We start from the raw sequence: 13,939 nt of genomic DNA, 5'->3' as shown, positions 1-13,939 counted from the left end.
CCCGGGTTTTTGTTCAACCTCCCCCCCCCACCCCGGCTCCACCCCCCCCGCCCCCCGGGGGGGGGGCGGGCCCCCCCCCCCCCCCCGCGGGGGGGGGGGGGGGGGGGCCCGCCGCCGGCGACCAGCGCGTCCATTTCAGCGATGGCGGCATCTTCGACCGCATCTACAAGCCAGGACGCTGAGGGCGCGCTTCCCCTTGGCACCCCACCCACCAATCACCTGACGTGAATGTTGTTTTCTTAATTCACTTTTCTGAGCGAAAAATTCCATTGACGAGGCGCCGCATTCCATGCGCATTTATGGGGCTGCCACTCATCAGGCGGCCCCGCCTGGATCCTGAGTTGATAGGGAAATGGATATGCCCCGCCTCGGTCGCCCTAGCGCCCGGATGATCCCGATGACGAACAGGATGCCCTGTCCGCGCTGTCGCCGCGGCTGAGCCGACCACCCTTCCTCCTTCATCGAACCTGTCCAACCGCCGCCTTCGCGGCGCTGGAGGATCACATGCGCCTTTCCCACCCCATCACCGATAATGGCGTCCTCGTCGCGGCCGCGGCCCTGGGCGATTCCGGCTGGTTCCTGCTCGCCATCGACACCCGCCTCGAGGAGCTCGACCGCGTGAACTTCCCGAGCGTCGAGGCCGTCGAGCGCGCCGCGCGCAACTATCTGCGCCGCAACCACCCGACCAGCACGCCCGCCTGGCGGCAGGGCCGGCCGCAAGGACAGCAGCAGGCGGCCTGACGCCCGCCCAATTCCGCTCGCCCTGAACTACGGGGCCGGGTCACCCTCCTCCCGCCGCGCATCCGACCCATGCCATGCCTGGGCTGGACGCGCGGCGTCCTTGCTTCAAGGCTCCCCTTCGATGCGACAACAAGGTCCCCACCCCATGCGCCATCTCCTTTCCTCCCGGGGCCACCGCGCGCGCCTGGCCGCGGCGCTGCTCGGCCTCGCCCTCGCGCCGGCGGCGACGATGGCGCAGACGCTGACCGTCGGCCTCGCCACCCCGGTCAACTCGGCCGATCCGCACTTCTCCAATACGACGTCGAATTTCGCCCTCACCCACCACATCTTCGACACGCTGGTGGATCGCGACACGCAGGCGCGGCTGACGCCGGCGCTGGCCGAGAGCTGGACGGCCGTCGAGGACACGATCTGGGAATTTCGCCTGCGCCCCAACGTCACCTGGCATGACGGCCAGCCGCTGACGGGCGACGACATCGCCTTCACCATCAGCCGTGTCCCGAACGTGCAGGGCAGCCCGGGCGGCTTCGGCGGCGCGGTGCGGGCGATCACGCGCGTCGAGGTCGTGGATGCGCGAACGGTGCGCTTCCACACCGCGCGCCCCAGCCCGCTCCTGCCGAACGACCTCGCCTCGGTGCAGATCATCTCCCGCCATGTCGGGACGGACGCCAATCCGCCCGACTACAACAGCGGCCGCGCCGCCATCGGCACCGGCCCCTATCGCTTCGTGAGCTACCGCCCGGGCGAGGGCGCGGTCTTCGAGCGCAACGACGCCTGGTGGGGTCCGGCCCAGCCCTGGTCCCGCGTGAACTTCCGCTTCATGGCCAATGACGGCTCGCGCAGCGCCGCCGTCCTGGCGGGCGACGTGGACGTGATCGACCAGGTGCCGAGCGCCGACCTGCCGCGGCTGCGGCGGGATCCGCGGCTGACCATCTCCGAGATCACCGGCGTGCGGCTGATCTACCTGCAGCCCGACTTCTCCCGCCAGGGCGGCGACGTACCCGGCGTCACCGACAACAACGGCCAGCGGCTGGCGAGCAACCCGTTCCAGGACGTGCGGGTGCGCCGGGCCCTGTCCATTGCCATCGACCGCCGCGCCTTGGCCGAGCGCGTCATGCAGGGCACCGCCGTCCCCACCGGGCAATGGCTGCCGGAGGGCAGCTTTTCCTACAATCCCGAGGTCGGCGTTCCCGCCTTCGACCCCACCGAGGCCCGGCGCCTGCTGGCCGAGGCCGGCTTCCCGCAGGGCTTCCGCCTGACGCTCAGCACGCCGAACGACCGCTATCCCGGCGACGCCGCCACCGCCCAGGCCGTGGCGCAGTTCTGGACGCGCGTCGGCGTGCGCACGGAGATCGAATCCCTCCCCTGGGCGACCTATCTGAGCCGCGGGCCGCGCCAGGATTTCGGCTTCCGGCTGGGCGGCTGGGGCAGTTCGACCGGCGAGGCCTCCTACCTGCTGCGCAACGTCGTCGGCACCTTCAACCGCGAGCGCGGCTGGGGCTCGCCCAACTTCAGCCGCTACAGCAATCCGCAGCTCGATGCGCTGACGGAGCGCGCGGTCACCACGATCGACGACGCGCAGCGCGAGGCGCTGCTGCGCCAGGCCGTGAAGGTGGAGACCGACGACCTCGGCATCGTGCCGCTCTTCCTGCTGCGGAACGCCTGGGCGGTGCGCCGCGGCCTGCAATACGAGGCGCGGGCTGATGAGCAGACGCTCGCCACCGCCGTGCGGCGCGCGCCATGATCGGCCGCCGCACCCTCCTCGGCAGCGCCGGTGCGCTGCCGCTCCTCGCCGGGCCGGCCCTGGCGCAGGGCGCCGCTGCGCATACGCTGCGCTACATCCCGCAGGCGGATGTGACGAGCCTGGACCCGCTCTCCACCACCTCCTACGCCGTGCGCAACCACGCGCATCTGTGCTGGGACACGCTCTACGGCCTCGACGCCTCCTTCCTGCCGCAGCCGCAGCTCGCGGAAGGCCATGTCGTGGAGGAGGGCGGCCTGCGCTGGATCTTCACCCTGCGCGACGGCCCGACCTTCCATGACGGCGAAAAGATCCGCGCCGTGGACGCGGTCGCCTCCCTCCGCCGCTGGATGGCGCGCGACACGCACGGCCAGACTCTGCAGGCCCGGCTCGAGGAGATCCGGGTCCTGGACGACCGGCGCTTCGCCCTGCGGCTGCGGCGGCCCTTCGGCGCGATGCTGGACGCGCTCGGCAAGACCTCCTCCTACCCCTGCTTCATCATGCCCGAGCGCTTCGCCGTCACGCCGCCGACGACACCGCTGACCGAGGTGGTGGGCTCCGGCCCCTATCGCTTCGTCGCGGAGGAGCGGCTGTCGGGCGCGCAGCTCGTCTATCGCCGATACGACCGCTACAGCCCGACGCCCGTCGGCACCCCGGGCGGGACGGCGGGCCCCAAGCTCGCGCATTTCGAGCGCCTGGAATGGCGCATCATCATGGATCCCTCGACGGCGGCGGCGGCCCTGCAGGCCGGCGAGGTGGATTGGTGGGAGCGCGTGGCGCCCGACCTGCGGGACCTCCTGGCGCGACGGCGGGAGGTGGTGGTCGAGCGGCTTGAGACGACCGGCACCCTCTCCATGCTGCGGCCCAACCATCTCCACCCGCCCTTCGACGACCCGGCGGTCCGGCGCGCGCTGCTGCCGGCGCTGGACCAGGCGGAGTTCATGTCCGCCATCATGGGGACGGACCGTGCCCGGTGGCGCGACGGCGTGGGCTGCTTCACGCCCGGCTCGACCCTGGCGTCGGATGCCGGTCTGGAAGCGCTGCGCGGCCCGCGCGACCTGGGCCGCGCCCGGGCGGCCATCGCGGCGGCCGGTAAGGCGGGGGCGCGCGTCGTGGCGCTCAACCCGGCCGACCAGGTGAACAACAGCGCGCTCACCCTCGTCGCCATCGACCTCATGAAGAAGATCGGCCTCGATGCCGTCGACGCGACCTCCGACTGGGGCACCATGCTCCAGCGCCGGGGCAGCAAGGCCCCTCCCGCGCAGGGCGGATGGAATGCGGTCATTGTCGCCTTCGGGGGCGAGGACCTGACCAATCCGGGCGGCCATCCCCTGCTGCGCGGCAATGGCGACGATGCCTGGTTCGGCTGGCCCACCAGCCCGCGCCTCGAGGAGCTGCGCGATGCGTGGTTCGAGGCGCCGGACGTGGAGGCGCAGCGGCGCATCGGCCGCGAGATCCAGACCCGCTTCTTCGAGGACCTGCCCTACTGGCCGCTGGGCCAGTACTTCCTCGACAGCGCCTATCGCCGCAGCCTCCGGCTCGGCCGTCCCGGCGGAACATTGCCGCTGAACGTCCAGCGCCAGACGTGATTATCGCAAGGGTCACCCGGAGATAGAATCGTAAAACTACGCTGATTTCATAAAGCACCTTTTCTTATCGTCTTTCTCGATTTATGGTCAGTTGGTAACCTGGCTGTAAGTCGAGGAGAGGGCGATGTGGCGGTGTGCGGCGCGGCGCGGGATTGAGCGATGTCGGCAGATGAATGCCGCTTCCCAGCCTTCCATCCCCGCAGGCCCAGGCTTCGAGCCGGGCAGGAGCCTTCCGACATGACAGATCAGCCTTTCTCCCTTTCCCGTCGTGGAATTGCCTCACTCGCCCTGGGCGGCGCGGCCGTCGCCCTGCAGGCCCGCAGCGCCTCGGCCCAGCAGGCCGCCGCCCCGGCCTCCCAGGCGCTGGTTTCCACGGAATGGCTCGCCGCGAATCTGCGCGACCCAAAGGTCCGCATCATCGAGGTCAGCGTGAATCCCGGCCTCTTCGAGCGCGGCCATATCCCGGGCGCCACGAACGTCTCCTGGCATCGCGACCTCGTGGAGACGGTGCGGCGTGACATCGCCAGCCGCGACCAGATCCAGAACCTGCTGCGCCGCGCCGGCGTGACGGAGGACAGCACCGTCGTCCTCTACGGCGACAACAACAACTGGTTCGCCGCCTGGGGCGCCTGGGTGTTCGACATCTACGGCGTGCGCGACGTCCGCCTCCTCGACGGCGGCCGCCGCAAGTGGGAGGCGGAGGGCCGCGCGGTCTCGACCCGCCCCGTGCAGCCCACGGCGTCGAACCTGACCCTTGCGGCAGCGCCCAACCTGGCACTGCGCGCCCGTCTCACCGACGTCGTGCCGATCGCGCAGAACCAGGCGGCCGAGGTGAAGCTCCTCGATATCCGCAGCCCCGACGAGTATTCCGGCCGCATCTTCGCGCCGCAGGGCTTCCAGGAGCTCGCGATCCGCGCCGGGCACATCCCGGGCGCCGTGAACGTGCCCTGGGGTCAGGCGGTCCGCCCGGACGGCACCTTCAAGAGCGTCGACGAGCTCCGCGCCCTCTACGCCGCGGTGGGCATCGACGGCAGCAAGCCGATCGTAGTCTATTGCCGCATCGGCGAGCGCAGCAGCCATTCCTGGTTCGCCCTGAAGCGCCTGCTCGGCTACCAGAATGTGCGCCAGTACGACGGCTCCTGGACGGAGTACGGCAATGCGGTGGGCGTGCCCATCAGCAATCCGGCCGGCACCGTCTGGGGCGCCACCTGACCCCTTCGCGCGCGACGATGGGATGGGCGGCGGCGGCGACGGGAGTCGTCGCCCTTGCTGCCATCTGGGCCGCCGTCGCGGAGGATCGGGCCCTCGTCTTCGCGCTGGTGCTGGGCGCGGGCTTCGGCCTGGTGCTGCAGCGCAGCCGCTTCTGCTTCCTCTGCCTCCTCCGCGACGCGGTCACGGGCGGCGACCCGCGCGGCCTGCTCGGGCTGCTCGCGGCGTTGGCCGTGGGCACGCTCGGCTATGCGGTGGTCTTCGGCGCCTGGCTGCCGGTGCCGCTGCGCCCGGGCTTGCCGCCGGACGCGCATATCGGGCCGGTCTCCTGGGTCCTTGTCCTGGCCGGCATCGCCTTCGGCCTGGGCATGACGCTCTCCGGCTCCTGCGTCTCGGGCCATCTCTACCGCCTGGGCGAGGGCTCGCTGCGCGCGCCCGTCGCGCTGCTGGGCACGGGGATCGGCTTCGTGGCGGGGCTGGCGAGCTGGCCGGGCCTCTACGAGGCCGGCATCCGGGACGCGCCGGTGGTCTGGCTGCCGCATCACCTCGGCTATGCCGGCAGCATCCTGCTGACGCTGGCCGTGCTGGCGCTGCTCGCCCTGCCGCTTCTGCGGCGGCTGCCGGCGGCCGAGGCCGGCCGGACGGGCGGGCTCGACCTCGGCGACGTCCTGCACCGCGTGTTCCGGGCGCGCTGGCCGGCCTGGCTGGGCGGCCTGGCGGTCGGCGCCATCGGCACGGTCGCCTATCTGCGCACCGAGCCCCTCGGCGTCACGGCGGCGATCGGCGGCTGGTCGCGGCAGGCCGGCGCGGGCCTGGGGCTGGTGCCGGACCGCCTGCCCGGCCTCGACGCCTTCGCCGGCTGCGGGACGGCGCCGGATGCGATCATCGGCAACGCCACCTTCGTCGGCGCCATGGTCGCGGCCTCCTTCGTCGCGGCGGGGATCGCCCGGCAGGTGAGCTTCGACTGGCCGGGCTGGCGCAAGCAGGGGCGTACCCTGGCCGGCGGCGTCCTGCTGGGCTGGGGCTCGATGACGGGGTTGGGCTGCACGGTCGGCACGTTGCTTTCCGGCGGCATGGCCGCCGCGCTCTCCGGCTGGGTCTTCGGCCTCGCCTGCATGGCGACCGCGGCGGTCACCCTGCGCTGGGGATGGGACCGCTGAAACGCTCCCGGGGCGCCGCGCCCCGGGGCTCCCCGAATCGCGCCGGCGCCATGTGGTAGGCTTCCCGACAGAACAGGTCAGGAAAGCCATATGAACCAGCAGACTGTCGCCGTGATCGGCGCCGGCTTCAGCGGTGTGCTGCTGGCGCTTCAGCTGCTCCGGCGATGTCCGGCGACGACGAGCGTCACGCTGATCGAACGCAACGGGGGCTTCGGCCGTGGCCAGGCCTATTCGACCGAAAACCCCAACCACCTCCTGAACGTGCCGGCGGGGCGCATGAGCGCCTTCCGCGACCGGCCCGACGACTTCATCGACTGGCTGCGCCAGCGCGCCGCCGCCGACCCTGCCCTATCCGGCGTGAGCCCCGGTTCCTTCGTTCCGCGCGCCCTCTTCGGGCAGTACATGCGCCACCTCCTCGAGGTCGAGCGGAGCATCCCCGAGCGCGGCGGCCGGCTGACGCTGCTCCGGGGTGAGGTCGTGGCGCTGCGCAAGCAGCCCGACAGCCTGTCCCTGGATCTCGCCGATGGCCGCGTGCTGCGCGCGGGGCTGGCGGCGCTGGCGGTCGGGAACTTTCCGCCCGGGCGGCCTCCAGGCTCCGATCCCGACATCGCCGACCGCCCTTGGTACCGACCCGACCCCTGGGCGCCGGAGGCCTTCACCGGCCTCGATCCCGAGGCACCGGTGCTGCTGATCGGCACCGCGCTGAGCATGATCGACGGCGTCGTCTCGCTGCTGGACCTCGGGCATCGCGGGCCGATCCATGCGGTCTCGCGCCGAGGACTCGTGCCGCGCCCCCATCCGGCGCAGGCCGATCCGCTGCCGGCCTCCCCCATCCCGCCGCTGCCGACCGACATGTCCGAGCTGCTGCGCCTGGTCCGGCAGGAGGCGCGCCGGCGTCTGGCCGATGGCGGATCCTGGCACGCCGTGGTGGATGCGCTGCGGCCCTCGACCCAGGATCTGTGGCAGGCCATGACGCTGGAGGAGAAATCGCGCTTCCTGCGCCATCTCCGCCCCTGGTGGGACGTGCATCGCCACCGCATGGCCAACCCAGTCGCCCGGAGGGTCGAGGAGGCCCGCGCCTCCGGCCAGCTGCGCATCCATGCCGGCCACCTGCGCACCATCGCCGATGCCCCGGGCGGCGCGGCCGTGACCTTCTGCCGCCGCCAGGACGGCGTGGAGGAAACGCTGACGGCCGCGCGGCTCGTGAACTGCGCCGGCCCCGCCGGGGACTACGATCACCTCGACGATCCGCTGGTGCGGGACCTGCTGGCCAGCGGCCATGCGCGGCTGGACGCCCTGCGCCTCGGCCTGGACGTCACCTCGGCCTGCGCGCTGCGCGATGCGAATGGCGCGGTCTCGCGCCGGGTCTTCGCGATCGGGCCGGTGACCCGGGCCGCCTTCTGGGAGATGACGGCCGTGCCGGATATCCGCCGGCAATGCGAGGTGCTGGCCGATCACCTCGCCGCGGTCAGCGCCGTCGCACCGCCGCTCATGGCCTCGGCGGCCTCCTGACCGGGAATGGCGGCGGCCGGTTCGGTCACCGCCGTTTCCCTCAGGCCGCGACCCGGCGCCGGCCCTGGAACTGCAGCCAGCTGACCGCCACCACCGCCACGGCCAGCAACACCAGGGCGAAGGCGTTCAGCTGCACCCAGCCCAGGCGTTCCTGGAGCATGCCCGCCAGGAAGCTGGCCGAGGCCGTCGTCCCGAAGATCAGGAAGTCGTTCAGCGCCTGGGCCTTGCCGCGCTCATTGGGCGTGTAGCAGGTGGTGACGAGCGCGGTCGCGCCGACGAACAGGAAGTTCCAGCCCACGCCGTTCAGCATCAGCGCGGTGCGGAAATGCCACTCGCTCAGCCCGGTCACCGCCGCCACGACGCCGAAGGCCAGCAGCGCGATGCCGCAGAACATCACCTGCGTGGTGCCGAAGCGGGTGATGAGGTTTCCGGTGAAGAAGGCCGGCACGAACATGCCCATCACATGCAGGAAGATCACCCAATGCGCCTCGGAATGCGGCAGGCCGCAGCCGACGATCGCCAGGGGCGAGGCGCTCATCAGGAAGGACATGGTGCCGAAGGCCACCATGCCGGCGATGACCGAGGCGATGTAGCGGGGCTGCGTCGCGATGACGTGCAGCGGCCGCGGCGGGGCGACCGGGGCCGCGGAAGCGCTGGCCGCCGCCTGCTGCTGCGGCGAGGGGAACTCGATGAAGGACATGATGGTGAAGACGACGAGGTGGACGACGACCATGCTCGCGAAGGTCGCGAGGTAGAGCGGCATCCACATGTCGTAGGTCAGCCGGGCGATGCCGGGGCCGACGATCGCGGCCACGACGCCGCCGGCCGTCACCCAGGAGATGGCCTTGGCGCGATAGCCGGAAGGCACGAGTTCCACCGCCGCGAAGCGGTACATCTGCAGGCTCGCGACCGCATAGCCGAGCAGCGCCCCGCCGACGCACATCAGCGGAAGGTTCGCCAGGTAGAGACCGGTCCCGGCCACCGCCGACCCGGCCATGCCGAAGAGCGATCCGATCCGGAAGCCGAAGCGCCGCCCCCGGCGCTGCATCAGCATGGCGGCCGGGAAGACCCAGAGCATGACGCCGAGATGCTGCATGGTGATGGGCAGCGTCGCGAGGTCGCGGTCCGGGTAGAAGGTGATGACCGACAGCGCCGTGGCCGAGAACATGAGCGTATTGCTCGACTGCCCGATCGCCTGGCAGCAGGCGAGCAGGAAGAGGTTGCGTCTCATTCGACCGGACAAGGTCGAGGGCTGGTCAGCCCCTCCACCCGGCGCATCGCCCCGTTCCGGTGATTGGGAACGCGCGGCGTGTTGAGGCTTGGTCATGGAACCTTCGCGATTTGCGCGCATTACGGATCAAATCATCAAGCGAGGGAAAGTCCAGACCGGTCCATAGGACCAAACGCTGAGCTGCCGCGCGGAAAACGACCTACTCCGGATAATCGGACAAATTTTCTGCCTCTCCCTCTCCTTTGGGAGAAAAGCCGTTTTACCCGCCGTTGCTCGGCGCATGCTTGGGCCAGAGGTCCGACCACCAGTAGAGGAGCACGGCCAGGGTGCAGGCAGCACCCAAGCCTCCATAGAGCGTCGCCGTCCCCGCGAAGCCGATCCGCTCGATGAGCGGCCCCGCGACGAGCAGGCCGACCGGCAGGCCGTAGATCGCCAGCGTCCGCATGCCCATGATCCGCCCGCGCAGCGCCGGCGGCGCGCCGCGCAGCAGCAGCACCGACATGGGCAGGGTGCAGAGGCCCTGGGCCAGGCCGGTCAGCACCAGCAGGATCAGGCCGGCCTCCAGGCTCGTCGTGTGCCCGAAGGCGATGACCATGGCGTGCCAGACGAAGCAGAAGATCACCATCATGCGCGCCGCCCGCACCGAGGTGCCCATCCGGCTGACAATGAGCGAGGCGGCGATGGCGCCAATGCCAACGGCGGCGGCCATGTAGCCGAGGTCGGCCTGGGTCGCGCCATAGACCTCCCGCGCCACATAGGGCAGCAGGCCGATGGTGAAGGGGAAGACCGCGAGGTTCACCAGCACGGCCAGGACCATGGCGGCAAGCTGCGGCGGCGCCTCCCACACGGCGCGGGCGGCGTCGCGCAGGCCCTGGAGCGGGGCGAAGGGCTGCGCCCGCGCCGCCGAGGCGGCCTCCACGCTTCGCTTCGCCACGCCCAGCGTGAGCAGGGCGCCCAGCAGATAGAGCAGGACCACGACGATATAGGCCTGCCCCATCCCCACCGCCGCGACCATGCCCGCCCCGGCGATGGCGCCGGCGACACGGGCGGAATCCGTGGTGATGCGCGAAAGCCCGACCGCGCTCATCAGGCGGTCGGCCGGCATGGTCTCGCCGATGATCACGTTGCGGACGTTCATGTCCGAGGGGCGCACCATGCCGGCGATGCCCGCGACCACCAGGGCCAGGACCGGCGTGAGCCCGTCGGAAAGGATGACCACCGTGAGCACGACGGCCAGCAGCGCATAGAGCAGGCGCATCAGCACGATCACGTTGCGATGGCCGATCCGGTCCCCGGCCAGGCCAAAGGCCGGCGCGATCAGCGTGCCGCCGAACTGCAGGGAGGCGAAGAGCGTCAGCAGCAGGACGGAGCCGGTCTCGACCAGGATGAACCAGCCCAGGATCAGCGTCTCCATCTCGAAGGCCCAGGAGGTCGCGAGATCCGCGGGCCACTGGAAGCGGTAGCTGCGGATGGCGAAGGGCGCGAGCATGGACGGGCGGGGGGTCTGGCTCACGCCGGCACGCCTTCAACCGCGCGCGCCCGGATCGGCGCGGCGGACCAGGATTTTCCGGTCACGTTTCCTCCGGGTTCACAGGAAGGGAGAAGAGGGCCGCGCGCCGCCGCCCGAGGCAGCCGGCACGACGCCCGGCCGTCAGTAGCCGCGGCCCGGATCCACCAGCGCCGTCAGCGGCTGACCGCTGCGGAACCGCGCGACATTCTCCAGCGCGATCCGCGAGGCCGTGCTCGGCTCGCTATAGGCGGCGACATGCGGCAGGACCGTGATGCGCGGGTGCTGCCAGAAGGCGTGGCTGGCCGGCAGCGGCTCCTGCCGGAAAACGTCCAGCACCGCGTGGCTGACCTGGCCGCTCTCGAGCGCGGCGAGGAGGTCCTCCTCCACCAGATGGCCGCCGCGCGCCAGGTTCACCACGCCGGCGCCGCGCGGCAGACGCGCGAAGAGCTTCGCGTCCAGCACATTGGCCGTCTGCGGCGTCAGCGGCAGCAGGTTCACGAGGATCTCGGCCTCCGAGACCAGCCGGTCGAAGCCCTCCGCGCCGCTGAGGCAGCTCACGCCGGCCACCTCGCGCGAGCTGCGGCTCCAGCCCGAAACCTTGAAGCCCACCGTTGAAAGCCCGCGCGCCGCGGCGCTGCCGAGCTCGCCCAGGCCGAGCACGCCCACCCGCCGCTGGCTCGCCAGGGGCTGGGACAGCTGGCGCCACTCGGCCCCGGCCTGCTGGCGGGCATAGGCGGGAAGCTGGCGGTGCAGGAACAGCACGCCGGCCAGCGCGCATTCCATCATCGCCTGCGTCAACGCGGGATCGACCAGCCGGGCGATGGGCAGCTTCCGCGGCAGCTCGGGGTCTGACAGCATCCGGTCCACGCCGGCCCAGAGGCTCTGCACGAAGCCCAGCCGCGGATAGCGCGCCAGCGTGCCGTGCGGCGGATTGGCGACGAGCGCGACTTCCACCGCCGCCGGATCATGCGGCTCGCCGGCCAGGACGAGTTCCTCGCCGGCGGGAAGGTGCGCCAGGATGTGCTGGCGCCATTCCGCGTATTCTTCGGCGTCGAGGGAACCGATCAGAAGGATGCTCAAGTTTTCGGCCTCAGGATGGTGTCGGGCGCCCTAGGCGCGGAGCGGCCCAGCCTCGGCGGCCCGGCCCGGCCCGTCAATCCGTCGGTACCCTGCCCAGGCGAAACCTGCCCGCCAGGACGGGCGCGAGGCGATTGGCGTAGAGCGCGCGGTACTTCCGCGCCGACATCCCGGCCCTGCCCCGGAAGGTGCGCGCAAAAGCCGTCGCGGAGGCGAAGCCGCAGGCGAGCGACACCTCCACCACGCTCAGCGGCGAGAAGCGCAGCAGCGTCCGCCCCCGGTCGAGCCGGAGGTCCAGGTAGAGGTCGCGCGGCGCCCGCCCGGCCTCGCGCAGGAACACCGCATGCAGCTGCCGCGCGGAAAGGCCGGCTTGCGCCGCGATGGCCCCGATGGGCAGCGGATTCTCGATCCGCTCCTCCATGAGGGCGACGGCCCGCAGGAAGCGCGGGTCGCGCGCGGCGCGCACCTCGGTCGCGGCGCCCACACGCTGGGGCGTCGCGGCCTCGCGCGGAGGCGGCGCCAGCATCTCCAGCGCGACGAGGCGGCGGACATCCTCGCCGCAAAGCTCGCCGATCACCTCCAGCACCACCTCGGTCCAGGCGAGGTGCCCCGCGCAGGTGAGGCGCTGGCGATCGCGCACGCGCAGGGTCTCGACGAAGCGGATGCGCGGGAATTCCTCCCGCATCGCCTCGCCGATGTCCCAGTGCGTCGTCGCGACATGGCCGTCGAGCAGGCCGCAGGCGGCCATGATCTGCGTGCCGTAGTCAGCGCCGCCGATCAGCGCGCCGTGCCGCGCGACCTTCGCGATCCACGGCCTGACCCGCTGCCAGGAGGCCCGCGGCGAGCGGAGGTTCGAAAGGATGAGCAGTACGTCCGGCAGGCCGGCCGGCGCCTCGGCCTGGGTCGGCTCGACCATCCGCCCGTTGATGCAGGGGACCGGCCCGCCCGTCGCCGTCAACACGACGATCTCGGGCGGGGCCGTTGCGAAGAGCCCGGCCACGCGCAGGAGGCCGTGGCAGAGCGCGAAATCCAGGTCCGTCACCGGCGGAATGACGAGCAGGGCGATGCGGGCCACGGACCGGCTCCTTCGGCGGACCGCCGAATCTGTCAGATCTGCCGCCGGTTTCGTCAAGTAGAAGGGGGGACGCCCCTCCTAGGCTGCCGCCATCAGACAGGAGAATGGGAATGGATCAGGCAACCAGCGTGCAGACGGCCTATCGCGGTATCGCCTGGGTCGAGGGGGCCTTCGTACCGGCCGAAGAGGCGAAGGTCTCGGTCTTCGACTACGGCTTCTCCCGCTCCGACGTCACCTACGACGTGGTGCATGTGTGGGACGGCCGCTTCTTCCGGCTGGAGCATCATCTCGACCGCTTCATGGCCTCCATGGCCGCGCTGCGCATGAGCCCGGGCCTCGACCGCGAGGGGCTGCGCCAGGTGCTGCTGGAGTGCGTCGCGCGGTCGGGGCTGCGCGATTCCTTCGTGGCGATGCTCTGCACCCGGGGGCGGCCGCCGCAGGGCTCGCGCGACCTCAGGCTCTGCCGCAACAAGCTGATCGTCTATGCGGTGCCCTTCGTGTGGGTCGTCCCGCCCGAGCGCCAGGCCAGCGGCATCAGCGCCATCATCAGCTCGATCCCGCGCATCGGCGCGGAATCCGTCGATCCCACCGTGAAGAACTACCATTGGCTCGACCTCGATCGCAGCCTCTTCGAGGCCTATGACCGCGGCGCCGACACGGCGATCCTGCTCGCGCCCGACGGCAGCGTGGCGGAGGGGCCGGGCTTCAACGTCTTCATCGTGCGCGACGGGCGCGTCATCACGCCCGATGCCGGCGCGCTGGAGGGCATCACCCGCCGCACCGTCCTGGACATCTGCGCCGAGCGCGGCATTCCAACGGAAGTGCGCCCCGTCTCGCGCGAGGAGCTGCTCGACGCCGACGAGATCCTGACCTGCACCACCGCCGGCGGCGTGATGCCCGTCGTCCGCATCGAGGACCGCATCCTCGGCAATGGCGCGCCGGGCCCCGTCTCCATGGCCCTGCGCGAATTCTACTGGGCGCGCCACGCGGATCCCGCCGAGACGACGCCCGTCCCCTATCCCGAGGACGGCACCGACCCCGAGGCGCCCGAGCTGCGTGCCGCGGGCCGCGCCTTCATCCCCTCCCCCAGATAG

11 protein-coding genes are annotated in these 13,939 nt (G+C 71.4%); 7 read left to right on the top strand and 4 right to left on the bottom strand.

All coding sequences use genetic code 11. The annotated features are described in order from the left end of the window. The first annotated feature begins 504 nt into the window (after positions 1 to 504). From KHU32_RS08690 to KHU32_RS08665, 6 genes are all read left to right on the top strand, one after another. On the top strand, positions 505 to 741 hold the full coding sequence (locus KHU32_RS08690) for a hypothetical protein (protein ID WP_213669589.1): 237 nt from the start codon (positions 505 to 507) through the stop codon (positions 739 to 741). 145 nt (positions 742 to 886) lie between these two features. Continuing rightward, entirely contained in the window at positions 887 to 2,485 is a 1,599-nt protein-coding gene (locus tag KHU32_RS08685; protein WP_213669588.1) for an ABC transporter substrate-binding protein, read from the top strand. Next, complete coding sequence (locus KHU32_RS08680) at positions 2,482 to 4,071, top strand: ABC transporter substrate-binding protein (RefSeq protein ID WP_213669587.1); 1,590 nt, start codon at positions 2,482 to 2,484, stop codon at positions 4,069 to 4,071. The genes KHU32_RS08685 and KHU32_RS08680 overlap by 4 nt, the downstream gene beginning before the upstream one ends. 237 nt (positions 4,072 to 4,308) lie before the next feature. Beyond that, on the top strand, positions 4,309 to 5,283 hold the full coding sequence (locus KHU32_RS08675) for a sulfurtransferase (protein WP_213669586.1): 975 nt from the start codon (positions 4,309 to 4,311) through the stop codon (positions 5,281 to 5,283). Between the two features lie 17 nt (positions 5,284 to 5,300). Further along, entirely contained in the window at positions 5,301 to 6,440 is a 1,140-nt protein-coding gene (locus tag KHU32_RS08670; RefSeq protein ID WP_213669585.1) for a YeeE/YedE family protein, read from the top strand. Positions 6,441 to 6,530: 90 nt separating this feature from the next. Then, a complete protein-coding gene (locus KHU32_RS08665) occupies positions 6,531 to 7,952 on the top strand; it encodes an FAD/NAD(P)-binding protein (protein WP_213669584.1) in 1,422 nt (473 codons plus the stop codon). A 40-nt stretch (positions 7,953 to 7,992) separates the two neighbouring features. On the opposite strand, the gene KHU32_RS08660 is transcribed toward KHU32_RS08665, so the two are convergent. The 4 genes from KHU32_RS08660 to KHU32_RS23435 all read right to left on the bottom strand — a co-directional run bounded on the left by KHU32_RS08660 (position 7,993) and on the right by KHU32_RS23435 (position 12,845). Further along, positions 7,993 to 9,183, bottom strand: a complete 1,191-nt coding sequence (locus tag KHU32_RS08660) for an MFS transporter (RefSeq protein WP_213669583.1) — start codon at positions 9,181 to 9,183, stop codon at positions 7,993 to 7,995. Between the two features lie 259 nt (positions 9,184 to 9,442). After that, positions 9,443 to 10,696, bottom strand: a complete 1,254-nt coding sequence (locus tag KHU32_RS08655) for an MFS transporter (RefSeq protein WP_347265520.1) — start codon at positions 10,694 to 10,696, stop codon at positions 9,443 to 9,445. A gap of 138 nt (positions 10,697 to 10,834) precedes the next feature. After that, positions 10,835 to 11,773, bottom strand: coding sequence for a 2-hydroxyacid dehydrogenase (locus KHU32_RS08650; RefSeq protein WP_213669582.1), 939 nt, complete (start codon positions 11,771 to 11,773; stop codon positions 10,835 to 10,837). A 73-nt stretch (positions 11,774 to 11,846) separates the two neighbouring features. After that, the gene (locus KHU32_RS23435; RefSeq protein ID WP_213669581.1) at positions 11,847 to 12,845 is read right to left on the bottom strand and encodes a GlxA family transcriptional regulator; all 999 of its coding nucleotides are present in this window, start codon (positions 12,843 to 12,845) and stop codon (positions 11,847 to 11,849) included. A 110-nt stretch (positions 12,846 to 12,955) separates the two neighbouring features. Here KHU32_RS23435 and KHU32_RS08640 point away from each other — a divergent pair, with 110 nt between their 5' ends. Next, the gene (locus KHU32_RS08640) at positions 12,956 to 13,939 is read left to right on the top strand and encodes an aminotransferase class IV (RefSeq protein ID WP_249680633.1); all 984 of its coding nucleotides are present in this window, start codon (positions 12,956 to 12,958) and stop codon (positions 13,937 to 13,939) included.

The organism is Roseococcus pinisoli (genome assembly GCF_018413645.1).
GTDB classification, from domain to species: domain Bacteria; phylum Pseudomonadota; class Alphaproteobacteria; order Acetobacterales; family Acetobacteraceae; genus Roseococcus; species Roseococcus pinisoli.
Note: the sequence above shows the minus strand (reverse complement) of the source record. Positions and strands in the feature narration are given on the sequence as shown.